Source organism: Actomonas aquatica (assembly GCF_019679435.2).
Classification (GTDB): domain Bacteria; phylum Verrucomicrobiota; class Verrucomicrobiia; order Opitutales; family Opitutaceae; genus Actomonas; species Actomonas aquatica.
In genome coordinates, this window is the sequence record NZ_CP139781.1 from 570232 (window position 1) to 594486 (window position 24255).

19 protein-coding genes and 1 tRNA gene are annotated in these 24255 nt (G+C 64.0%); 7 read left to right on the forward strand and 13 right to left on the reverse strand.

What is annotated here, in order from left to right; translation table 11 throughout:
* Positions 1–54: 54 nt before the first annotated feature.
* The gene (locus K1X11_RS02260; protein WP_221028759.1) at positions 55–702 is read right to left on the reverse strand and encodes a response regulator; all 648 of its coding nucleotides are present in this window, start codon (positions 700–702) and stop codon (positions 55–57) included.
* Between the two features lie 142 nt (positions 703–844).
* Positions 845–920: transfer RNA gene (locus K1X11_RS02265), tRNA-Lys, on the reverse strand.
* A 200-nt stretch (positions 921–1120) separates the two neighbouring features.
* Here K1X11_RS02265 and K1X11_RS02270 point away from each other — a divergent pair.
* Together K1X11_RS02270 and K1X11_RS02275 are read left to right on the forward strand one after the other, a co-directional pair.
* On the forward strand, positions 1121–1726 hold the full coding sequence (locus K1X11_RS02270; protein WP_221028758.1) for an RNA polymerase sigma factor: 606 nt from the start codon (positions 1121–1123) through the stop codon (positions 1724–1726).
* Positions 1723–2508: an anti-sigma factor gene (locus tag K1X11_RS02275; RefSeq protein WP_221028757.1), complete on the forward strand. Its 786-nt coding sequence runs from the start codon at positions 1723–1725 to the stop codon at positions 2506–2508. Before K1X11_RS02270 ends, K1X11_RS02275 begins: the two co-directional genes overlap by 4 nt.
* Before the next feature lie 76 nt (positions 2509–2584).
* Here the strand turns inward: K1X11_RS02275 and ruvA are convergent, their stop codons facing one another.
* Genes ruvA through dapA form a run of 3 tightly spaced genes read right to left on the reverse strand, consistent with a single transcriptional unit; the run spans position 2585 to position 4877 of the window.
* Positions 2585–3202, reverse strand: a complete 618-nt coding sequence (ruvA, locus tag K1X11_RS02280) for a Holliday junction branch migration protein RuvA (RefSeq protein ID WP_221028756.1) — start codon at positions 3200–3202, stop codon at positions 2585–2587.
* A 36-nt stretch (positions 3203–3238) separates the two neighbouring features.
* A complete protein-coding gene (dapB, locus tag K1X11_RS02285; protein ID WP_324726064.1) occupies positions 3239–3973 on the reverse strand; it encodes a 4-hydroxy-tetrahydrodipicolinate reductase in 735 nt (244 codons plus the stop codon).
* A gap of 22 nt (positions 3974–3995) precedes the next feature.
* A complete protein-coding gene (gene dapA, locus K1X11_RS02290) occupies positions 3996–4877 on the reverse strand; it encodes a 4-hydroxy-tetrahydrodipicolinate synthase (protein WP_221028754.1) in 882 nt (293 codons plus the stop codon).
* Between the two features lie 85 nt (positions 4878–4962).
* Between dapA and K1X11_RS02295 the strand changes: the two genes are divergently transcribed.
* From K1X11_RS02295 to lepB, 5 genes are all read left to right on the forward strand, one after another.
* A complete protein-coding gene (locus K1X11_RS02295; protein WP_221028753.1) occupies positions 4963–6048 on the forward strand; it encodes a type IV pilus twitching motility protein PilT in 1086 nt (361 codons plus the stop codon).
* Positions 6049–6054: 6 nt separating this feature from the next.
* A complete protein-coding gene (locus K1X11_RS02300) occupies positions 6055–7206 on the forward strand; it encodes a hypothetical protein (protein WP_221028752.1) in 1152 nt (383 codons plus the stop codon).
* Positions 7207–7252: 46 nt separating this feature from the next.
* Positions 7253–8158, forward strand: coding sequence for an ACP S-malonyltransferase (gene fabD / locus K1X11_RS02305; protein WP_221028751.1), 906 nt, complete (start codon positions 7253–7255; stop codon positions 8156–8158).
* A 101-nt stretch (positions 8159–8259) separates the two neighbouring features.
* Positions 8260–10053, forward strand: coding sequence for a translation elongation factor 4 (lepA, locus tag K1X11_RS02310; RefSeq protein ID WP_221028750.1), 1794 nt, complete (start codon positions 8260–8262; stop codon positions 10051–10053).
* A gap of 137 nt (positions 10054–10190) precedes the next feature.
* Entirely contained in the window at positions 10191–11429 is a 1239-nt protein-coding gene (gene lepB / locus K1X11_RS02315; RefSeq protein WP_221028749.1) for a signal peptidase I, read from the forward strand.
* Positions 11430–11726: 297 nt separating this feature from the next.
* Here lepB and K1X11_RS02320 read toward each other — a convergent pair whose 3' ends face one another.
* The 8 genes from K1X11_RS02320 to K1X11_RS02355 form a co-directional block, all read right to left on the reverse strand.
* Positions 11727–13004, reverse strand: coding sequence for a bile acid:sodium symporter family protein (locus tag K1X11_RS02320; RefSeq protein WP_221028748.1), 1278 nt, complete (start codon positions 13002–13004; stop codon positions 11727–11729).
* A gap of 88 nt (positions 13005–13092) precedes the next feature.
* Positions 13093–13752, reverse strand: a complete 660-nt coding sequence (locus K1X11_RS02325) for an aspartate/glutamate racemase family protein (protein ID WP_221028747.1) — start codon at positions 13750–13752, stop codon at positions 13093–13095.
* A gap of 222 nt (positions 13753–13974) precedes the next feature.
* Complete coding sequence (locus K1X11_RS02330; RefSeq protein ID WP_221028746.1) at positions 13975–15273, reverse strand: four-carbon acid sugar kinase family protein; 1299 nt, start codon at positions 15271–15273, stop codon at positions 13975–13977.
* On the reverse strand, positions 15270–16529 hold the full coding sequence (locus tag K1X11_RS02335) for a ribulose-bisphosphate carboxylase large subunit family protein (protein ID WP_221028745.1): 1260 nt from the start codon (positions 16527–16529) through the stop codon (positions 15270–15272). The genes K1X11_RS02330 and K1X11_RS02335 overlap by 4 nt, the downstream gene beginning before the upstream one ends.
* Positions 16530–16552: 23 nt before the next feature.
* Positions 16553–18619: a glycoside hydrolase family 127 protein gene (locus tag K1X11_RS02340; protein ID WP_221028744.1), complete on the reverse strand. Its 2067-nt coding sequence runs from the start codon at positions 18617–18619 to the stop codon at positions 16553–16555.
* A 42-nt stretch (positions 18620–18661) separates the two neighbouring features.
* Complete coding sequence (locus K1X11_RS02345) at positions 18662–21373, reverse strand: family 78 glycoside hydrolase catalytic domain (protein ID WP_221028743.1); 2712 nt, start codon at positions 21371–21373, stop codon at positions 18662–18664.
* 81 nt (positions 21374–21454) lie between these two features.
* On the reverse strand, positions 21455–22732 hold the full coding sequence (locus K1X11_RS02350) for an MFS transporter (RefSeq protein ID WP_221028742.1): 1278 nt from the start codon (positions 22730–22732) through the stop codon (positions 21455–21457).
* Entirely contained in the window at positions 22729–24252 is a 1524-nt protein-coding gene (locus K1X11_RS02355; protein ID WP_221028741.1) for an FGGY family carbohydrate kinase, read from the reverse strand. The genes K1X11_RS02350 and K1X11_RS02355 overlap by 4 nt, the downstream gene beginning before the upstream one ends.
* Between the last annotated feature and the right edge of the window lie 3 nt (positions 24253–24255).

Below are 24255 nucleotides of genomic sequence, written 5' to 3' on the forward strand. Positions count from 1 at the left end.
AAAAGACCGCCCAGGGCAGGCGGTCTTTCCGGAAATTCGTGGGATAGGCTTCGCTCAGAGCGTCGTCTTGGACTCGATGAGTCCGATTTCCACCGCGTAGCGCGTGAGGCTGGCGACGTCGTGGAGGTTCAACTTACGCATCAGGTTGGTGCGATGGTTGTCCACCGTCTTCACGCTAATACCGAGCTTGAGCGCGATCTCCTTGGTGCTGTGGCTCTCGGCGACGAGCTGGAGGATCTCGCGTTCGCGGTCGGTCAGAAAGTCGGCGGTCGAGCTGGCGGCGGGATTGGCGACGACGTTGCGCAGGAGGGAAGCGACGGCCGGGCCGAAATAGGTGCCGCCGTTGGCGACGGTCTCGAGGCCCTTCTTAAACTCCACCAAGCCAGCCGTCTTTTCGACGAAGCCGTGGGCACCCGCTTCGAGCATCTCACGCACGAGCACCGGATTTTCGTAACCCGAGAACACCAGCACGCGGATGGCGGGGAGCTGCTTAACCACCCGGCGGAGCAAATCCACTCCGTTCAGGCCGGGGAGCTTGGCGTCAAGCACCAGCAAATCGGGTTTTTTCTCCGCACACAGGGCCAAGGCATTGTGACCGTCTCCACTTTCCCCAACCAAGTCGTAGCCTGGTTCGGTGCGGAGAATCTCGACCAGCATCTCGCGGATCGCAGTTTGGTCTTCAATGATGATCAGGCGTTTCATAGGGGATTTCAGAACGTAACAGTGCAGCTGGTAGGAATTACGCAATCGTAAAGCAATCGCATCAGCGAAGCTTACGAAATCCGCGACCCGCAAAGTCAGGAGGCCAAACAGCCCAAAGAGGGCCCTTCTTCCGCCGGTTCGGTGGTGGGTTGACAGGGACTCGAACCCTGAACCTATTGATTAAAAGTCAACTGCTCTACCGATTGAGCTATCAACCCGTTGCCGAGGGAGGGTTGGCAATACGTTTACCAGTCCGGGGTTTAGCAAGAAATTTTTTACCTGACCTCATGCTCCCATCTTCATGCAGAAGATTCACCGCCCAACGGGCTTCCGCGGCTCAGCGCAAAAAATTGCTTAGAATCCGATGAGCACAACGGGAACAAACGAGACTGACGCGCGTCCAAACGAGCCTAAGTCCATGTCTGTCAACAAAGCCCAAGAAGTTGCCCTCGATCACGCGCTCGTGCTCCGTTTTAAGAACGGGGACCAGTCCGCGTTCGAGGAGATGGTGAGCCGTTACTGGGATCGGATCTACGCGATGGTGCATCAGCTCTTGCGCAATCCGCAAGATGCCGAGGAAGTCACGCAGGATGCGTTCATCCGCGCCCATCGCGGTTTGGTCAATTTCCGCGGTGACTCCGCCTTCTCCACTTGGCTCTACCAGATCGCGACCAACTTGGCGCGCAACCGCTACTGGTATTGGTGGCGTCGCAAACGCGACAAGACCATCTCCTTCGACCAACCGGTGGGGGACGACAACAGCACTCCGTTGTCCGAGATTTTCGTAACCGAGGCCGAGACCCCCGAAGACGCCACGGTTACCCAGGAGCTGGTCGACAACATTGCCACTGGCATGGAAAAGCTGAGCCCGAAACACCGGGAGATACTCATTCTACGCAACGTAAAGAACCTGACCTACGAAGAGATCGCCGAGATTCTCGATATCTCCATCGGCACGGTCAAAAGCCGCATCGCGCGCGCTCGAGAGAGCCTGCGCAGCAAACTCGGGGAGGATTTTCAATGAACGACGAACGATTCATCGAACTGCTTAATCTCTACATCGACCGCGAACTCGCCGGTCCAGAGATCCAGGAAATTGAGGAGGCGATTGCCGCCGATCCGCAGCGACAGCGCATCTACGCGCAATATTGCAAGATCGAGCGGGCCTGTGAACACCTGCTGGTCTCGGAGGCGCGCACTGCGCCCAAACCGAAGATCGACGCCATCATCGCAGCGGCCCAACAGCCCGAAGAGGAGGCCGAGGTGCTCGATTTCCCGGCCGAAGCGCCGCGCGCTCCGCAGACCGAGGTCGTGGTGCGTCGCCAGTCACGCTCCAGTTGGGGGTGGGGCGCCTTGAGTGGTATGGCCGCAGCCGTCGCCGCTTTTGCCGTCTACACCGGCACGGTGCAAACCGCGCAAAACGACGGAGTGTCCCCGGTAGAAGCCGCTGCACCGAGCATGGCGTCCGCGCCCGCTACCGCCCCAGTCGGCATCGACGATTCCGCCGCCCCGGCCTTCGCCGCCAACGACAATTCCGACTATCGCACGGTGCTGGTGCTCTCGCGCGACGAGAACAACGCTCGCCCGGGTCTCCGCATCGCCGATTCCGCCAATCGTGACGATCCGTTCGCTTGGATGTCTCAAGTGACCTTTGAGCCCATTCGTCCGGTGCAGGCCGACTCCTTGGAATTCCGCACCGCCGCGCCTATGGAGGTGCGTAACCTGCCGGCGTTTGCCTCCCCGTATCCGGGGTTGGATGACACGCCGCCGCTTTCGGAATCCGCCGCTTTTCAGTTCCAGCGCTGAGCTCCGGGTCTGTCCCCTCTGCCAAAAAGCCACGCCCCTCGCGGCGTGGCTTTTTTGTGGGCCGGCTCGACCGGGCTTAGCGACCGAGCGCCTTTTTGATGAGCGCTTCAGTCGAGGGCGCGCCCCCGAGTGCGACCAGTGCGCGACGCACGGCTTTGTCGGCGTCGGCCGTTTTGTAGCCGAGCACGGTAAGAGCCGCGATCGCGTCGGTCACGGCGCCGCTGCCAGGCGCGCCGTCGGGGCCACCGGCTTTGCCGTCGCCAGCTACCGGCGACGGGGCGGAACTGGCTGCGCCGAGACGGTTGCGCAGCTCGACCACGAGGCGCTCGGCGGTCTTTTTGCCGATGCCGGGGCACTTCGAGAGGGTAGTCACGTCACCCTCGCGAATGGCGCTCTCCAACAGCGGCAGCGAGAGCCGGCTCATGATGCTCAGGGCAACCTTGGGGCCAACGCCACTCACGTGTTCGATGAGCATGCAGAAAAAGTCCCGGTCCTCCGTCGTAGCAAAACCGTAGAGGGTTTGGGAGTCCTCCCGATACACCACGTGGGTGTGCAGCTTCACGGAGTTGCCGGTCTGCGGCAGGCGCTCGGCGGTCGTCACGGGCACGTGGACTTCGTAGCCGATGCCGTTGAGTTCCACCACCGCGCGGAGCGGCGTCGCTTCAGTGAGAGTGCCGGTGAGGTAAGTGATCATCAGGGGGGGGAGCAGGACGACGTATCGAAAAGGTGGTTACTGCAGGCCGAGCACGTGCTGCATGTCGTAAACGCCGGGTTGCTGGTCGACGACCCACTGGGCCGCGCGCAGGGCGCCGCGGGCAAAGATGCCGCGATCGGTGGCCTTGTGGGTGAGCTCCAGGCGTTCGCCCAAGGCGGCAAACATCGCCGTGTGTTCGCCCACCACATCACCGCCGCGCAGGGAGTGGATGCCCACCTCGGAGTCGGTGCGTTCACCGGTGATGCCTTCACGACCATGGCGGAGGGCGTCGGCGGTGAGTTTGCGCTCCTCGAGAATGATCTCGAGCAGACGCGCGGCGGTGCCGCTGGGGGCATCTTTTTTGAAGCGATGGTGCATCTCGACGACCTCGGCGTCGTAGTCGGCGCCCAGGACAGAGGCGGCGCGACGGGTGAGGGCGTAGAGCAGGTTCACGCCGACGGAGTAGTTGCCGGCCCAGACGGTGGGCACGGCGGCGGCCGCGGCGGTGAGTTCGGCTTTGGCTTCGGCGCTGTGGCCGGTGGTGCCAATGACGAGACCCTTCTTTTGGGCGACGGCGAGGCGCACGACTTCGGCGGTGGCGGCGTGGAAACTGAAGTCGACCACGACGTCGCCCTGGGCGATGCCGGCGGCGAGATCGTCACCGGCATCCAAAGTGGCGGCGACGGGCAGGGAGAGAGTCTGGGCAGCGGTCTGCAGGGCTTGGCCCATGCGACCCGCCGCTCCGACGATAACGACACGAGGAGCGTTCACGGCAGGAAAAGCGTTGCGGGGTTCAGAGAGAGGCGAGGGCGGCGGAGAGCACCTTGTCGCCATCAGCGGATAGCGGGCAGAGCGGCAGACGCACCTCGGCGGAGGAGATCATGCCCGCCCGCTTCATCGCTTCCTTCACCGGCACCGGGTTGGGTTCGACGAAGAGCGCCTTGAACAGCGGATACAGCTTGCGGTGCAGCTTCGTTGCTTTGGCAAAATCGTTGGCGGCGGCGTGTGCGACCATCTTCACCACCAGGCGCGGCTGATAGTTGGACGCGACGCTGATCACGCCCTCGGCTCCGACGGACATGAAGGGCAGGGTGAGGGAATCATCACCGCTCAACACAGTGAGGTCGCGGCCGAGGGCGGCCTTGAGCTGATCGACGCGATCGACCGAACCGCCGGCTTCCTTGATGTAACACACATTCGGATACTTGGCGCGCAGGGTTTCGACCGTCTTGACACCAATCTCGATGCCGCAGCGACCCGGGATCGAGTAGAGCACGATCGGGCGGTCGGTGGCTTCGGCGATGCGAGAAAAGTGTTCCACCAGACCCGGCTGGCTCGGCTTGTTGTAGTAGGGAGCCACCACGAGCATGGCGTCCACGCCCACATCATGAGCGGCCTTTGTGAGTGCGACCGCCTCAGAGGTCGAGTTGGAGCCCGTCCCGGCGATGACCGGCACCCTGCCCGCCACGGTTTCGGTGACGAGTTGGACCACCTCCAAGTGCTCCTCGTGGGAGAGCGTTGGCGATTCGCCGGTGGTGCCGACTGGAACGAGTCCACTGATGCCTGCTCGCAGCTGCGATTTGACCAGTTTCCGCAGGTCGTCGTGGGCGACGTGGCCCTGGGAAAACGGGGTCACCAATGCGGTAATTGTGCCGGTCAATCTGGGTTTCTTCATAGCGTATCAGGGGGAAATGGACCTTGCGGAGCACACCATGCCACTTTACCACCACCGCAACCCTTTTCTGGAGCGGCCACCTCTGATGACACCCCATACCGAGATCTTCAACGACCTGCTCAAACTTGCGGTGGACAGCGGCGTCAGCGACGTCGTGATTAAGTCCAATAAACCGGGTTACGTCCGGATCGCCGGAAAACTCAAGTCCGTCGACATGGATCCCATCACCGGCGAGGAGGTAAAGGCCTTCGTCGAAGAGCATGTGCCGCGCGTATTTCGGCAGGCTTGGGAGGACAACAACCAGGTCGACTTCGCTTACGCGGCGGAGGACGTGGGTCGTTTCCGCGTGAACGCCTTCCACCAGCGCGGCACGCCGAGCATCGTTTTTCGTCACATCAAGAGCCGCGTGCCGGAGTTTGAGGAACTGAGCCTCAACGGCGAACCACTGCTGAACCTCGCCAAAGCCAAGGACGGCATCCTGCTCATTTGCGGCGCCACCGGTTCCGGTAAGAGCTCCACCATGGCGGCCATGCTCAACTGGATTAATCGCCACCTCGATCGCCACATCGTCACGATCGAAGACCCGATCGAATACACCTTCATCGACGACAAATCAGTGTTCCAGCAACGCGAGATCGGCACCGATGTGCCCAGCTTCGATTTGGCGATCAAAGCCGTCCTGCGTCAGAATCCCGACATCATCCTCATCGGTGAGATGCGCGACCGGGAGACCTTCGAGACGGCCATCTCCGCCGCCGAAACCGGTCACTTGGTGTTCTCTACGATGCACGCGGCTACGGTCGCTCAATCGCTCACGCGCCTCTTCGAGTTTTTCCCGCCCGAGCAGCTCGCCCAAGCCCGCCGCCAGATCGCTGGCTCCTTGCGCGGCTTCATCTGCCAGAAACTGATCCCGACCATCGAGGGCGAAGGCCGCGTGCCGGCCAACGAGATCCTCGCCGCCGACGCCACGGTCAAAAACCTCATCCTCGAGGGGAAGAACGACAAGATTCAGGGCCTGCTCGACGCCGGCACCGACTCGCAAAGCTACTCCTTCAACCGCGACATCATGCGCCTCATCAAAGAGGGCAAGATCAGCAAGGCCGACGGAATCCGTTATTCGCCCAATCCGCAGGCACTCGATATGAACCTCAAGGGCATCTTCTTCAACTAAGTCGCCGTGAGGCGCGCCCGTTCCAGTCGAACCGCCACTGGTGCCGCGCCCTGTCGAGCGGCCCGCCTCGCGCGGGGTTTGGGTTTTGGCCTGCTCGCTACTTGTGCCCTCGCGCAAACCACTCCGCCGGCCGACGGCTCCGCCTCCAGTGCCACCGAGCGCAACGTCACGGCGACCGCTCAGGGCTTGGAAAACCTCGAACTCCTGCAAAAAGGCATCGTGCGCGACGGCGGAGCAGGGGACCTGTCGCCCTCGAGCCTGCTATCCGGATCCAGCCTCGACCAAAAAACGGCGCGCGCGTCGCTGCCTCTCGCCCCGACGACCGGCACGACCGACGAGACCACGCGGCTCGAGCTGCAGCGCCAGCAATGGGCGCGCGAAAACTGGTTGATCGACGGCATGCGCCAAACCACTCGCTCCGCCGATGAGGGCACGCTGCTCGGTGAAGCGCTGGGGCTGCGCCACGGACAGGCCGCGGACACGACCGCTACGGCGGGGGCGCCCGGCACGTCGACCGCGACCACCGACGCCGGCTCGACCGATTATTGGTTGGCCATCGCAGTCGAAGCCCAGACCGGCTCGAGCGCATCGGGGCAAAACGAATCGGACGACGAAGCCGACGCCAGCGAGGACCGGATCTCCCCGGATGACGCCGAGAACCCGTTGGGCGATTTTTTGGCCGATTGGCTCACCGCCGACAGTCAGCGTCTGATCGATTCGCGAGACCAAATTTCGCTCAATGCGGAGAACGCGGCGCCGACCTCCGGCTCGCGCTCGGCCGTGCTCGATTTCGGCACGGAGACACTCTCGCGCGACGAGCTCGGCGGCTTTTTCGCCGGCCGCAACCGCGCCCCAGCTACGGGGCAGGATCGTGGTGGTGCCGCTGTCGCCAACCCCTTCCTCGCCGCGATGGACGCCGACGCCGCCTTCCTCGGCGCGGGTGGCCCATTCACCGGATTTGCCCCTGCGCCCGCTCCGGCGGCGACGGACGGGACCAGGACTTTGCAGCCGCTACCGCTGCCGGGGACGACCGGCGTTCCCGGGGCGGCTACCACCAACGGCACTCCCGACTCCACGGTGGTCCCACCGGCGAAGGAGCCGTGGGTCCCGCCCGCGCGCGAAGACGAGAAATACTTCCCCCGGCTCAAGCGCTTTTAGGGCTTGGTTTCATGGGGGGCGACCTCTAGCCCTGATCGTTTACATCATGGCTACAGCACTTCTTTTTGCCGGACAAGGTGCCCAAAAGGTGGGCATGGGAAAGTCGCTCCACGAGGCGTCCGAAACCGTGCGTGCCCTCTACGCCGAGGCCAACGACGTGCTCGGTTGGGATCTCGCCAAACTCTCTTTCGAGGGCCCCGACGAGGAGCTCACCCAGACCAAGGTCTGCCAACCCGCGCTCTACGTGCACGGCATGGCCCTGCACACGCTGCTGCAGGAGCAGGGTAAACTGGGCGACGTGACCATGGCCCTCGGCCTGAGCCTGGGCGAACTCACCGCCTATTGCGCCGCCGGCGTTTACGACTTCGCAACCGGACTGCGCATCGTGGCCGAGCGTGGTCGTCTCATGCAGGAGGCCTGCGAAGCGACCAGCGGTTCCATGGCTGCCATCATCGGCGAAAGCCGCGAGGCGGTCGCTGAACTTTGCGCCGCCAACGACGTTGAAGCCGCCAACTTCAACGCTCCCGGCCAGATCATCATTTCCGGCGAAAAGACCAAGATCGCCGCCGCCGTCGAGGCCGGCAAAGCCGCCGGTATGAAGCGCGTCATGCCGCTCAACGTCGCCGGCGCCTACCACAGCCGCCTGATGGAGCCGGCCCGCGAACGTTTCGCCGCGTTCCTCGCCGACATCCCGTTCGCCGCGCCGAAACTCACCGTTTTCACCAACACCACCGGCGCCGCCATCAGTGACCCCGCCGCCATCAAGACCGCCCTCGAAAAGCAGGTCGTGTCGTCCGTCCTCTGGGAAGACTGCGTGCGCGCCGCCGTCGCCGCGGGCGCCGATCCGCTCTGGGAACTCGGTCCGGGCAAGGTGCTGGCCGGTCTCGCTCGCCGCACCGAGCGCAGCTGGACCGTCCGCAGCTTCGACGAAGCCGCTGACCTCGAGGGCTGATTTTTCGCCCGCCGGTTCGCCGTTTGCGCCGTTAATCGTATTACTTCACTTTCACTCAGCCGGGACCCGTAATCCCAACCGCCGCCGCCACAGCGCCCTCCATGGACGTTTCTCTCACTCGCAATTTTTGCATCATCGCCCACGTCGACCACGGCAAGACCACCTTGTCGGATCGTTTGCTCGAGCACACCCGCACCGTCGAACAGCGCGTGCTCACCGCGCAGCATCTCGACGCCATGGATCTCGAGCGGGAGCGCGGCATCACCATCAAGAGTCACCCTGTGACGATGAACTATCCGGCCAAGGATGGGCACGTCTACAAACTCAACCTGATGGATACGCCCGGCCACGTGGACTTCTCCTACGAGGTCTCGCGCAGTCTGGCGGCCTGTGAAGGGGCGCTGCTCCTGATCGATGCCGCCCAGGGCGTCGAAGCCCAGACCGTGGCCAACGCCCACCTGGCGTTTTCGCAGAACCTCAAGGTGATCCCGGTCATCAACAAGATCGACCTGCCGAGCGCCAACCTCGAACTCTGCACCCAACAGCTCGAGGACATCCTCATGATCCCGGCCGAGGAGGCCATCCTCGCCAGCGGCAAGTCCGGCATCGGCATCGACGACATCCTCGAGGCCGTGGTGAAGCAGATCCCGCCGCCGCGCTGGCACGACCACCCGCACACCCGCGCCCTAGTCTTCGATTCACTCTACGATTCCTACCGCGGTGTGATCGCCTACGCCCGCGTGTTCTCCGGCAGCCTCAAGCCCGGTGAGCACCTGCAGCTCATGAGCACCGGCCTGAAGAGCGAAATCAAAGAGGTCGGCGTCTTCACCCCGAAGATGACCAAGAAGCCGTCCCTCGATGCCGGCGACGTGGGTTACATCGTTTCGACCATCAAGGACACCGCCGAGATCAACACCGGCGACACCATCACGACGTCCATCCGACCCGCCACCGAGATGCTGCCGGGTTATCAGGAGGTGCGCCCCATGGTGTTCTGCGGCATCTATCCGCTCGAATCCAATGACTACGAGAAGCTCAAGGCCGCGCTCGGTCGTCTGCGTCTCAACGACGCTGCCTTCGTTTACCAGTCGGAGAGCTCGCTCGCCCTCGGTTTCGGTTTCCGCTGCGGCTTCCTCGGCCTCCTGCACATGGAGATCATCCAGGAGCGCATTCGCCGCGAGCACGACGTCGACATCATCTCCACCTATCCGAGCGTGGTTTACCACGTGTATCCAGCCGGCAAGGACATGATCGAGGTCGACAATCCCGTCATGCTGCCGGATCCGAGCTCGATCGACGAGATCCACGAGCCGACCATCAAGGCCTCGATTCACATCCCCAACACCTCCATGGGCGACATCATGTCCCTGGTGATGGAGAAGCGCGGCACGATCGATCACACCGACACGCTCGACGCCTCGCGCATCATGCTCACCTGCACGCTGCCGCTGAACGAGATCCTCGTCGATTTTAACGACCGCCTGAAGAGCATCACCCGCGGTTACGGCTCGATGGATTACGAGCTCGGTGACTACCGCGAGAGCGACCTGGTGAAGATGGACATCCTCATCAACGGCGACCCGGTCGACGCCTTCTCCACCATCGTGCACCGCGAAAAAGCGCAGGGGAAGGGCAGGGAGCTTTGCGAAAAACTAGCCGACATCATCCCGCCGCAGATGTTTAAGGTCGCCATCCAGGCCGCCATCGGCGGCAACGTCGTCGCCCGCGAAAATGTCCGCGTCATGCGCAAGGATGTGACCGCGAAGTGTTATGGCGGTGACATCACCCGAAAGCGCAAACTGCTCGAGAAGCAGAAGGAAGGTAAGCGCAAGATGAAGCTCATCGGCAAAGTCTCGATCCCGCCCGACGCCTTCATCCAGGTCCTCAAAAACTGAGGAACCGTAGGACGTATTTTGATGACCACGAAACACCCGAAATACACGAAACCGACCGACAGCTCCTCGGATCCGCTCATTTCTTTATCTTTCGTGTTTTTCGTGTGTTTCGTGGTTAACTCCTAATCCTTCTCATCGTGTTTGGTCCTTTCGCCTCCCAAGAACGCAAGATGCGATCCCATGCCACCAACTGGCTGGAGCTCGCGGAAAAGGTGGAGGACTACCGCAGTGACGTCCTGCCGGCCGCTGATCTGACCGAGCTGCAACACGCGCAGCAGAAGCTGAAAAAGCAGCTCCGCGACAAAGCCGACGCCAGCGAACTCAAGCTCTCGATCGAGCATCTCGAGGAAGTTCTGCGCAAAACCGGCGGCTCGTTTTACCCCAAAAAGTCGCTGGTCGAATACGTCGAATTCTTCCTCGTGGCCGCGATCGTGATCCTCGGCATCCGCGCGTATTTTGTGCAGCCGTTCAAGATCCCGACCAACTCGATGTGGCCGAGCTACAACGGCATGACGGCCGATATTTTCCGGTCGTCCGAGGAAGAGCCGGGCACCGCCATGCAGGGCGTGCGTTTTATATCGCAGCTCGCTAAACCCGTTCGCGTGGATGCACCGGCGAGTGGCACGGTAAAAATCATCCTGCCACACCGCGAAGTGCAGGGCCGCAAGTGGTTCGTGATTCCGGCCAAATTGCGTGAGGTCGAATTGCGGGTAGGGAACACGCCGGTCCGATTTACGGTGCCGGCCGACTTCAATATCGACCAGCTGCTCAGCGACGTCTTTTTCCCGGATTTGGATGGCTGGCCGTCGCGGAGCGATCCGCGGGTGCATCAGGTCGCCGGACGAGGTTACGTGATCGATACCGATGTGCGGGCCAAAACAGGCGATCGTATCCTGGCCTTCGATATCCTCACCGGTGACCAGCTCTTCGTGGATCGCATCAGTTATCACTTCGTGAAACCGAGTGTCGGCGATGGTTTTGTTTTCCGCACCAAGTCACTCACGCGGCTGCATGCGAGAATGCCGCCCGGAACCCCCAAAGACCAATACTACATCAAGCGGCTGGTGGGCGTGCCGGGTGACGAGTTGGAGATCAAAGAGCCCGTGCTGTATCGCAACGGCGAGCCAATTGAAGGGGCTGAAGCCTTTGGCAAAAATGCCCGTCGGGAAGACAACTTCCCGGGTTATCGGAATGAGGAGGACATGGAACGCGGTGATATCATCCGGGTGCCGGAGGATCATTATTTTGCGCTCGGCGATAATTCCGCGAGCAGCCTGGACGGCCGTTACTGGGGCGCGATTCCCGCCGAGGACGTCGTCGGTCGTCCGTTGTTCATCTATTATCCATTCACGAGCCACTGGGGCATCGCGCCCTAAGGAGCGAACACCCTTAACGGGTTTGGTGTAGGGCTCGACCTCGTGTCGAGCCGGGAACACGCCGGTCGGATACTTGTGGCGGCATCATCCGGTGCGACGGCTCGACGCAAGGTCGAGCCCTACAAATCAACCCGCCAAATTTTCGGCGACCGGGCTCATTTTCGGGAACCTCCCGATTTTCCGCCCCTAACTACGCACAATAAACATTATGTCTAATACGGAAATGGCTGGCTCGGTGAGGCTTTCGTTTCGGCACGTCCCTTTTTGGGCTCTGGTGCACTGTTGGGTCGTTGGCGGTTAGCTGCCCGACCCTGACGGCGGTCGGCGGCGCCACACGTTGGCCAGCAGCGATCCGGAGATATTCATCCACGGGCTGAATACCGCCGACGCCAACCCGACCGTGGCCAGCTTGCCCATCGCCCCAGCCAAGCCCGACGCCATGCCGCCGTTCTGCAGCCCGACTTCGATCGCCACCGTGCGCGCCGATTGCACATCCAGTCCCGCCACCCGGCTCAGTCCATACCCCAGCAGATATCCGGCCCCATTGTGCAGGATCGCCACCAGCACCAGCGTGGCCCCGACCGCCAACAGCGCATCCCGCCCGGCCGCGGTGGTCACGAGCGTAAAATACACGATGCCGATCATCGATAAGCGCGGCATCAGCTGCTCCACCCGCGGCGACAGGCGTGTCAGCGCGTGATAACTGGCGCCAAACGCCACTGCTCCACCAAGAAATCCGAGGAGCTCCACCGCCAATTGCGCGCCGTCCGCCAGCCCCGTCCGCCAGGATTGCGCCCGCGTCAGGAAAAGAAACACCGCCAACACCCCGCCCAGGACCTGCGCCCGCGCGACCCGCACCTGCGCCGGCCGTGACGCTCGCTTGAGGAAATCGTGCAACAGCGCCGCCCCGATCGGCACCACGACAATCTTCACGATCTCGGTCATCATTTTCGCAAAACTCACCTCCACCAACTCCCCGGCTAACAGCTTCATCCACAACGGCGTCATCACCGGGGCCAGCATCGTCGCCACCGCCGTGGCCGTGACCGACAGCGCCAGATTCGCGCCCGCGAGATAACACATCACGTTCGACGCCAGGCCGCTGGAACAGGCCCCGATCAGGATTACACCGGCAGCGATTTCCGGCGGCATGGCGAAGACGCGCGTCAGCGCCCATCCCGTCAGCGGCATGATCAGAAACTGGCACCCGACCGCGACGACCACGCCCCACGGCATCTTCAGCACGCCGGCGAAATCCCGCAGGCTCATCTGCGTGCCCATGCCAAACATCACCGCCTGCACCACGGCCAGCACCAGCCATTTGTGCCGCAAATCCAGCCCGCCCCAGCGCTGAAACGCGCCCGGATACAGCATCGCCACCACCACCGCGGCGATGATCCACGCCGTGTATCGATAGGTCGCCAACGTCGGCACCGCGCCGAGCCCAATCGCCAAGGCAACGGCCACCACCGCCGCCGCCGGCATCCACAGTCTAGGTTGCCCCAGCGCGAGGCCGACACACACCAGCACCAGACCGGCGGAACCGGCCCACAAACAGCATTTGGGGAACGTCATAGGGTAAGGGGTAACTGATCCAAAAAATCTGCTTCACGGCGGCGCACCGCACGCCGCCCCACCGTCCGTCGGTGGGCACGCGGCTAACTCAGAGCACGGTGGCGAGGTGCTCCACCGCCAGGCGCGGACTCGCCAGAATCGGCACACGGCGGTCTTCCACTGCCAGCCCGTCCACCACCCGCGCCATCGAAGCCTGCGCCAACAGGATCACGTCCACCGCGCCTGCGAGTTCCTGCAGCGCCTCCGCCACGATGCGATCGTGAGTCGATGCATCGCCGTCCATCAGCGCTTCAAACGCGCCCACACACAGGCGCTCGGTCAACTCGATCGTTGCTCCGGCCTGCACCGCGCGTCGCCGCACCAGATCGGCCGTTGGCGCCAAGGTCGTGGGCAAGGTCGCGATCACGCCGATCCGTTTGCCGGTGCGCACCGCGAGGTCGGCCATCGGTTGATCGACCCGCAGCACCGGCACGCTGACAAACGGCGCCGACGCTTCCACCGCGGGCCCGATCGACGAACACGTCACCAGCACCTGATCCGCCCCACCCGCTTCGGCCGACGTGATGTAGGCCCCCACGCGGCGCGTGATGTCGGCCGTCAGCTCGCCCTTTTGCCCGATCGCCCGCACCAGACTGTCGTCGACGATGTTGAAGGTCTCCACCTCCGGTAGCAGTTCCCGACAGAGCTGCTGAAAAATCGGCACGAGGGTCGCCGAGGTATGGACGAGTGCGAGGGTTTTGCGGGGCATGATGGGATTGATTGAGGTTAGCGGGTGAATCGTGGCGGCGAAAGGTAGGGACGGACCGCTGGGCCGTCCGCCTCCGGCAGGAGGCCCCGCCCACCACGGCGCGCCCAGCGGTCGCGCCCTACCCGCCGCCGCGATTCGGCGGTGGGAACGGGGGCTTCGGGTCTGCATTTCGGAGCCATCGGCGTTCGGGTCATTTCGAGGACGGTTTCGCGAGGGTTGTTTTCAGAGGCAACCGCGGCGCACGGCCGCGAAAAAGTCCGGCGCGCCGACTTGGCCGCCTTTAAAAACCACTTCGAGCGATGGCACCGGCAGCGACGCACCGCGCGCCGCGCACAAGGGCGCCCCCGGCGCCAACGGCGCCACCATGCGCAGGCTTTCGATGCCCAAGGCGCGGCCGACGTAGCTGGAGGTGTCGCCGCCCGCGACGAGCAGTCGACGGCCTCCGGTCTCGCGCAGGATTTCACCGGCCACCCAGCCCAGCGTCGGGCCGAGGGTCGCCGCCGGCACTACCGTTTCGACGGGACCGAGGCTCGTGCAGATCACCACGGAACGGCCGAGTTGCATCGCTTCGATGGCGCGCCGCTGCACCGTCGCCCAATCGGGTTCCGCCGCATCGACGGTGAGAATCTTAAACTCGTTTTCCGCCGCCCACGTGATCTGCCCGGCCGTGACCGGCGAACAGCTCCCGGACACCACCAGCAACGGCGCCACCGATTCCGGTGTCGGCCATTGCGGCGCAGCGCCCTGCCCGGCCAACGCCACGCTCACGGCCGATGATCCGACCGAAAACCAAGGGCCCGGACCGGCCGATTTCGCCCGCGCTTCGTCGATCAGGCGCCCGGCCGTCTCCAAGTGCGCTGGCGTGAGTCCATCGAAGAGCACCACGGCCAGCGCCTCGTCGGCCAGCAACTGTTCGAGCGCCGCCTCCGCGTCGCCATCCAATGCCAACACATCGAGCAGCGCACCGGGCAAGGTCGTCTGTGCCGCGAGGTGCTGCAACAGGTCGGCTTCGTGCATCGGCGTCACCGGATGCGCCATCATGGCGGGATGCCTATCGAGACGATGAATCGCGCCCGCGCTGCCGATGCCGAAGCGCGCAAAGAGGTTGCCGAATACCACGTAGCGCCCGAGCGCCGGTGCCCCCACCAACAGCGGCACCCAACGCTGCGCAAAGACCTCGCGACCGATTTCGAGCGCGCGGCCAATGCTGCCCACGGTCGGCGAGGAATCGAAGGTCGAACACACCTTGTAGTGCACGTGCCGCGGACCGAGTTCCCGCAGCGCCGTGAGCGCGGGCCGCAAGACGGCCTCCATTTCGGCGGACGCCAACGAACGGGTGAGTCCGGCGACGCCGATCGCGTCGAGTGGTTCGTCGAGCGCCGCGAGTTGTTCCGGTGTCGGCGGCTCCAAAAACAACGCGGTGCGCAGCCCGGCCCGGGTCAGCGACTCCAACGCGTCGGTCGAGCCGGTGAAGTCATCGCCGAAGAACGCGAGACGCAGGATGTTCGCGGGCGCACTCACGACGCCGCTTTGGGTTTACCACCAAACTTCTCCAACGATTGGGCCAACTCCGGGTAACGCGCAACGGCTGCCGCGACGTCCATCCCGGCGACCGCGGCCTCCCACCAGCGTTGCAGCGCACGCACGCCGGCGGCGGGTCCCTGCGGGTGGGCCTGGATGCCACCACCGGCCATGTAGAGCAGGTCGACGGTCTGGGTGCGTCGCCACGTCTCCGGCGCCTGGCCGCCCCATTGGCCCGACGAGACCACCGGCAACACCGGCCGGCCCAAAGGCTCCGTCGCCAAGCACGCGCTGATCGCGGCGACGACCGAATCGTCCGGCTCCCAGAACTTGTTGGCGATGCCGTTGACGTGCAGCTGATCCACGCCAGCGAGCCGCCAGTATTTTTGGTAGGCCGCAAAACCCATGCCCCAAAGCGGATGCCGGTTGAGCATGCCCCAGCCATTGCGGTGGCCGTGGATCGCCAACATACCGCGGTCACAGATCGCCTTGCCCGCCACCAGGCCGACGCTGTTCAGGCTCAGCATCACCGCCGTGCCGCCGGCCGCCACGACCTTGTCGTAGTGCCGCTGCATGGCGTCGAATTCATCGGTGATGTTGAACGCATACATCGGCTTGCGGCCGGTGCGTTCGGCGTGGGTGTTGATCACCGCCATGATGGCGTCCACTCGCTCGTCGAACGGCGAATGCGGTGGGTTCGCCATCAGCTCGTCGTCCTTCAAAAAATCGATGCCCGCCTCGATCAACTCCTGCACCATGGCCGCGGTCTGCGCGGGCGACAGACCCACACTCGGTTTGATGATGGTGCCGATGAGTGGGCGGTCCTGCACCTGCGTGAGCGCCCGACAGCCGGCCACGCCAAATTGCGGGCCGCGAAACGCCGCGCCCCACCCTGCCGGCACGGTGAAATCGAGCAGCTTCAGCCCGGAAAACTGGGCGATTTCGTAGAGGTTGCCCTGCAGGGTCGACATCAAGGTCGGCAGATTCGCGCCGAAGTTTTCCACCGCCCACGACACCTCGATCTCCGCGCGATGATAGGCCGCGGCCGGCGCGCGGCCGGTCGGCACGGTCGGTTGCGCCACTGTCTCCAGATGTTTGATACGTTCGACCCGGGCGGCGAAGCGGGCCTTGAGCTCGGCCGACTCACCCGGCACCGCCACAAAGGTGCCCGACGACTGTTCACCGGCCAGCACCGCGGCGGCGCGTTCCGGCTCGTTGGGCGTCTCGATCAGATACGTGGCGGTGATGCGTTCCATCGGCGGAAAAGGTGCGCTCAGGTTTACCGCAGCGGGACCCAGACGCTCATGTCGGTGTCCCCGCGATTGCCCCAGGCGTAGTAAGGCACGAAGGTCAGCTGGATCGGCTCGCTGGTCGGCGCGCCCACCTCGCGGTAGAGCTGTCCCGGTTCCCACGCCGGCCGCTGCACGTGCTCGCCCGGCAGGGTGATCGTCATTACTTGGGCGCCCGCGATGGTCTGCGGTTCGATCTGGGGGGACGCGGCCGTCGAACGCAGCGTGAGCGCCACGTCCTTCAGGTCGACGCCCTCCGGCAGGTCGTCGCCCTCCAGGCAATACACCAACGGACCGTAACGCACCGCCACTTGGTTGAGCGTCTCCTCCACCAAGGGATTGGCTTCGACGAGCACGGGCTTGAAGGCGAAATCCAGTTCCACCGTGTCGCCGGCCTGCCACTTCCGCGGCAAGTCCGCGTAGGTGCCGGGCGCAAACTGCGCGAGCACGGGCGAGCCGTTGATCTGAATCTGGGTGCCTTCCGGCTTCAACCAGCCCGGCAGGCGCAATTTGAGCGCGACCTCGTGCTCAGGCGCTGCTTCGATCACGATCTTGATCCGACCATCCCAGGGATAGTTGGTCTCCTGGCGGAGTTTGATGGCGTCACCGTTGGTCCACTGCGAATCGAGCGTGCTGGCGGCGTAAAGGTTCACCCAGACCGTGTCATCGGAAAGTGAATACACGTAGTTGTGCAGTTCGGCGATGGTGCGCACGACGTTGGGCGGGCAGCAGAACGAGGACTTGATGTTGGGCATGCGCGTGCGCGACCAGCGCATCGGCCAGTCGAAGTCATGCAGCTTGCGCAGCGGGTTCACGTAGAAATAGTCCCGCCCCTCCAGACTGATGCCGGGCAGGATGCCGTTGTAGACCGTCTGCTCAAACAGGTCGGCGTCCTGCGCGTCGCCGGTGACCATAAACTGCCGCCACATCCACATGCCGTAGCCGATGGTGGCGCAGGTTTCGTTGTAGGCCGTCAGGTTGGGCAACTGGTAATCGCGGCCGTAGGCCTGATGCACGAGTTTGATCGAGCTGTGTTTGGTCGATCCATCGGGGGAAGCACCGTCGTAAAGCGCGCCGGTCATGCCGGTCACGTAAAGCTTCTGGGAGGCGACGTCGGCGTCGATTTTCTCCAAGGTATCCAACAGCGAGGCATCGCCGTTTTCCGCCACGATATCGGCGACGCCAGCATAGAGGTAGTTGGCGCGCACGGCGTGGCCCACGGCTTCGGTCATCTCGCGAAACGGCACCCGATCCTGGTTGTGATCGCTGCCGATCTCCGGTGGCACGAGGCTGCGGATTTCGATGAGTTGCTCGGCCAGCTGCAGGTAACGCGGTTCGCGGGTGATGCGATACAGCTCGACGACGCCCATGTAGTGCGAGGGGCAGATGGCGTTGCGGGCCAGATCCTCCGGGACCTCCTGGCAAAGGCGGTCGATGTAGTCGGCGGCTTTGATCGCGAGCTCGAGCAGGTTGGTTTTTCCTGTCGCACGATAGTGGATACAGGCCGTCGTGATGAGGTGGCCCATGTTGTAGGTCTCAAAGTGCTCCCGGTCCTCAAACTCGGCCGCTTTCGCGCCGGTCTGGCCGCGGCGTTGCGGCACGATCTTGTGGGTGTGCAGATAACCGTCCTCGCGCTGAGCGGCGCCGATCACCGCGATCATTTCGTCCATGCGGGCGTCGATCGCCGGATCCTTGGTCACGGCGTAAACCTGCGCCAGCGCTTCGAACCATTTGAGGAAGTCGCCGTCGTTGAAGGACGGCCCGTGCGGTTTGCCGTCGCCGCGCCCCTCCCCCAGCCCGGCGGCCATCAGAAAATTGTCCCAGGCGTGGCTCTCATGCGGGTCGCGAAATATGTCCCACATGTGGGGAATCATGACGTCGCGGCAGACGTCGAAGCGGTCGCCGAACAGGCCTCCGTTCCAGGTCACGTCATCCAGATCGGGCAGGTAAAACTGCACGTGCGGTGACTGGGTGGTGTCGATGAGGGCGTTCTCTCCGGCGTGCGCCAGGGGCGCGCTCGCGAGGAGCAGGGTCAGGGCAAAGCGTCGGGGCATCATGGGATAAACAAACGGACGAGGGGTGGGCTCAGACGATCGGGATCAGCCGATTTGGGAATGAAAGTGATAGGTGCCGGCGGGGGCTTGGCAGCGCACAAAGCCGGGCTCGGTGGCGTCGACGCTCAGCCCATCCGTATTCACTGTGGCCGGGTCGCTGGTCGGGATGTGCACGGTGGCGCTGGTGTTGGCCGGAATCGTCACTTCCCAACTGAAGCGATCGTCCTCGCGGCGCCAGGCGCTGCAAATCGGGCCGTGCATGGTGCCCTGCGTCGCGCGGGCCCAGTCGAGTCCGTCGCCGAGGTGAGGTTGCAGCACAAAGCGACCGAAGCCGGGCTGTGCCGGATCGAGTTCGATGCCGGCCACGTAGCGGAACAACCACTCGCCGACCGAGCCGAGCGAGTAGTGGTTGAACGAGTTCATGTGTGGGTTGAAAAACCCGTCCTCGTGCGTCCAGCCGTTCCAACGCTCCCAGATGGTGGTGGCGCCGTGTTTGATCGGATAGAGCCAGGACGGATACGTGTCCTGCAGCAGGAGCTTGTAGGCGACGTCGACGTGGCCGGTTTGGGTGAGAATCGGGTTGAGGAAACTGATGCCGATGAAGCCCGTGCTGAGGTGCCAGTCGTTGTCGCGAATCAGTTCCACCAAACGCGCCGCCGCCGCCTGACGCTGATCGGGCGGGACCAGGTCAAACGCGAGCGCGAGCAGGTAGGCGGTCTGGGTTTCCACCTTGAGCCTCCCCTCGCCCGCGCAGAATTCGTTTTGAAACGCGACGCGCACCGCGTCCGCCATCGCGCCAAAACGCGTCGCGTCGTCGGCGCGACCCAGCGCCGTGGCCATCTCGGCCATCTTGGTCGCGTCACTCGCCCAGTAGGCGGTGGCGAGCAGGTTTTTCATCGGAGACTGCGTGCGGAAACTCGTGTCGGTAGGGATGCACAACCAGTCGCCGTAGTTGTTGCGCAGATCGCGGGTGCGCAGGTGGTCGGGATTGGTGCGCTCGAGGTAGTCGAGCCACGCGGTCATCGCGGCCCAGCATTTCTCCACCACTCGCGTATCACCGTAAACGCGCCACATGGTCCACGGCACGATCACGCCGGCATCGGCCCAACCCGCACCGCCACACAGGTCGTCGAGGCCGACGAAATTGATGTGCTCCGGAATGCGCGGGGCGACGTCCGGGAACAGTCCCTCGGGGGTCTGGGCATCCACCACGTCCTGCATCCACTTGGTGAAAAACGCGGCCACATCGCCGTTGCAGGTGGCGGTGCGCATGAAGACCTGGGCATCGCCCATCCAGCCGAGCCGTTCGTCGCGCTGCGGGCAATCGGTCGGCACGGTGAGGAAGTTGTCCCGCTGCGACCAGTGGCCATTGAGCCAGAGGCGGTTGACGCCCTCGTGCGAACAGGCGAACTCGCCGGTCATCGGCGTCGCCGAATGCACCACACAGCCCAGCACCGCATCGGCCCGCGGCGCCGCGCCTGCTGGCAGCCCCGTTAGTTCGACGTATTGAAATCCATGGAAGGTGAAGGTCGGCTCCCACACTTCGACGCCGTCGCCACGACACACATACACGTCGGTCGCTTTGGCCCGGCGCAGGTTTTCCACGTAGAGGGTGCCATCGGGCGAAAGGCGCTCACCGAAGCGCAGTTGCACCCGCGTGCCAGCGGGTGCCTCCACCGTGAGTCGCGCCCAACCCGAAATGTTCTGGCCCAGATCGTAGAGATGCACGCCCGGCGCGATCTCGGTGTGAGTCGACGGCGCGATCGTCTCGGTGATGCGCACTGGCTCGCTGCGTTGCGCCACCAATGCGACGCGCGGTGCGGCGACTTCCACCGCGCTCAACCAGGAGTGTGCGTCGAACGCCGGGGCGTCCCAACCGGATTGGGTCCGCCGCGCGTCGCAGATCTCGCCCATTTGAAAATCACTCTGCCGAATCGCGCCGGTGTCGCAGCTCCAGCGGCCGTCGGTGCACACGATGACCCGCGAGCGGTCGGTGAGCTCCACCTCCAGCTGCGCCATAAAACTGTTCTCCAGGCTGCCGTAGCGACCGCGCTGTTCCTGCCAGCCTACGTAACCGGTCCACCAGCCGTCGCCCAAGGTCGCCGCCAGACAATTGCGGCCGCTCTGCAGCAAGGCCGTGACGTCGTAGGCACGGTAGTGAATGCGCTGCTGGTAGTCGGTCCACTCCGGCGCGAAAAGGTCTTCGCTCACCGCCTGCCCGTTGACGCGCAACGCGATCAGGCCGCGCGCACTGGCATACACCGTCGCCCGCGCCACCTGACCCGGCAGCTCAAACTCCCGTCGGAAACAGCCCGGCGTGCCGGGGTCCAGCAGCGTCGGGGCAACCGCCTCGGGATCGCGCGTGATGATCGCCGGATCCGCGGCGATCCATTGCGCTTCCCAGTCGCACGCGCCCAACAAACCCATCGTCCAACGCGCGGGTTCTGAGCGCACGCTCGCGCCGGTTTCATCCCACACTTCGACGTCCCACACACAGACTTCGCGCGACAACAGCTCTACGCCTGCGTAGCTGATGTGGCTGGTCTGCGCCGATTCGACCCGGCCGCTGTCCCAGCGGTCGCACCGATCCTGCCGCAACCGATCGACCGTGCTTGCGACCCGCACCTGGTAGGCCACTTGGCGCGCGCCGCGGCGCGCACTGGCCAACTCCCAGCTCAGGCGCGGCGCGGTTTCATCGATCCCGAGCGGATCGACGAGGTATTCACAACGGAGACGGGAAACGGTGAGGTCGGACACGGCTAAATGAAGATGAGAGGGCAATCACGGGACCTTAGCACCGCCCGCCGTCGAAGGAAATGTGGGGGGGCCGAAAAAGGTTCAGGCGGCGTTCTCCGCCTCGATCTGCTCCAGCGATTTGCCGGAGGTGTCGGGCATGAAGAAATAACCCACGGCGCCGCTCACAAAGAGGAACAGCGTGAGCAGGCCCGCCACCTGGCCGATGCCAGCCGAAGCCAACACCGGGACGAAGAAACTCCAGATGCCGAGCAACACGCGCGCCACGCCGAAGGTGATGCCCTGCGCCGTGCTCCGCAGCAGCGTGGGGAACAGTTCCTGACTGAAGACCTTGTAGAACGCTTCGCCCGCCAGCGCTCCGCCGGCCGAGAACAGGATGATATTGGCCAACACCACCGGGATGCTGAACGGCAGGAACAGCAGCATGCCGTAAGCGATCACCTGCACCACTGCGCCGATGCCCCACATCAGTCGACGCGTGCGATAGTTGCCGTCGGAGTGGCGCATGAACACAAACACGATCACGAGCATCGCGATGATGAAGCCCGAGCACGACAGCAGCACGCTGGCCACCGGTCCGCCCGCGCCGAGGGTTTCGATGATGTAGGGGTTGAAGATACCGGCGGTGCCCGCGGCGAGATTCCAGAACAGGTAGATGGTCGCCGTCCAGATCAGGTAGCGCAGGTTACGTCCTTTGAAGAGCGCGGACACGCTTTGTTTGACCGCGCCGGCCGAGGCGGCGGCCTTCCAGCGGGCCGATTCCGACAACCCCCGCCGAAGCGCCCAGGTCACCAGTGCGACCACAAACAAGTGGAACAATACGATGCGCGTGCCGAGCAGGCCCAAACCCGACAGGGCGGCCGCCATCACAAATACAATCACCGGGCCCAGGCACCAGGATACCTGCGTGAAGCCGAGCAACTTGCCGCGCGCCTTGGCCGGAGCGAACTCACCCACCAGCGCCAACGACGTCGGCACATCCGCGCCGACCGCCAAGCCGACAATCACCGTGCCGATAAACAGCATTTCGCGGTTCATCGCCAACGCGACCAACAGGATGCCGAGGGCATACACCAGCAGGTCCCATTTGTAGATGCGTTTGCGCCCGAGCTTGTCGCCGAGCCAACCACCAAAAATCGCCCCCACCGCACAACCGATGGCATTGGGACCGATTGCCGCCAGCGTGCCGACCTCTCCTTTGGACAGGCCGAAGTTCTTTTCAAAATTAACCATGCCCACGCCGAGGGCGACGATCGATCCGGCGTCGAGATAGGAAGCCATGCCGGCGAGCGCCGACCATTTCCATTGTTGACGAGTGATGACGGTGCCTTCGGCAGGGGCGTCTGCAGTGGGAGAACTCATGGGGCCAAGAGGGGGTCTGGGGACTGGGTGGGAATGGATTTGAAAGAGAGGGTTTGCTGCACCGCTTGCCGCCATCCGGCGAGCATGTCGGCACCTTCGGTTTCGGATCGTTCGGGCCGATAGACCGCCCCGGATTTGCTGGCGCCGCTCAAGTCGGCCAGTGCGGTCAGATGCCCGAGTCCGAGCCGCCCGGCCTGCACCGCGCCCAGCGCGGAACACTCGGCCACGGCCGCGACGCGCAGCTCAACTTGCGTCATGTCGGCGGTGAATTGCATCAGGAACGCGCTCACGGTCGGACCGCCATCGGCGGCGATCGCCGTCAGTTCGACGTCGGCTTCATCACGCATGGCGTCGAGCGCCTCGGCGACCTGATAGGAAATGGATTCGTAAGCGGCGCGCGCGAGGTGGCGTTTGTCGCTGTGACTGCTCAGCCCCGTGATCGCCGCGCGTGCGTCGGGCGCCCAATAGGGCAAACCCAGGCCGGTGAAGGCGGGCACCAGATACACCCCGCCATTGTCGGGCAAGCCCATCGCCCACTGCTCGAGTTCGTTGATGCTGGCCGCGAGTCCGAGTTGGTCGCGCAGCCAGTTGAGCGTCGAGGCGGAGGAAATGATCACACCTTCATAGGCGTAGGCGCTCTCGCCGTTGATCGTCCACGCCAGCGTCGTCAGCACGCCTTGAGTGGAGAACTGCGGCCGCGCCCCGATGTTGAGCAACAGCGACGAGCCGGTGCCAAACGTGACCTTGGCTTCGCCCGCCTCCACACAACCCTGCGCGAGCAAGGCGGCCTGCGAGTCGCCCATGACGCCGCGAATCGGCAAGGGGCGGGCCCAACGGCCATCCAGGGTGGTTTCGCCAAAAGCGGCGGAGCTTTCGCGCACTTCCGGCAGGGCGCGCTCCGGCACGTTCCAACAGCGGCAGAGTTCCGCATCCCAGCGCTGTTGACCGATGTCGAAGAGCAGCGTGCGACAGGCGTTGGTGCCGTCGGTCGCGAAGACCGCGCCGCCGGTCAGGCGGTAAATCAGGTAGGTGTCGATTGTGCCGATGAGGGCCGAACCGTCGTCGAGCCGGGCGGCGATTTCGGGATGCTCCTCCATCAGCCACTGCAGCTTGGACGCCGAAAAATACGGATCGATCTTCAGACCCGAGCGGCTGCGCACGAGCGCCTCGTCGCCCGCGTCCAGATGACGACGGCAAATCGCTTCGCCGCGGCGGCATTGCCACACCAGCGCGCGGTGCAGCGGCGCTCCGGTGGCGCGATCAAACACCACGATGGTTTCGCGCTGATTGGTGATGCTCAGGGCCACCACGTCGGCCCAGCGCGCGGAGTGGCGTTGGGCGAGCGTGTCGAGCAACGTGACGGTGTTGGCCCAAATCTCCTCGGCATCATGCTCCACCCAGCCCGGTTGCGGATAGTGCTGGGTATGATCGCGCGCGGCGCGGTCGATCACCTGCCCTGCCCCATCAAAGAGCAGCGCCTTGGTGGCGGAGGTGCTTTGGTCGAGCGCGAGGTAGAGCATCGG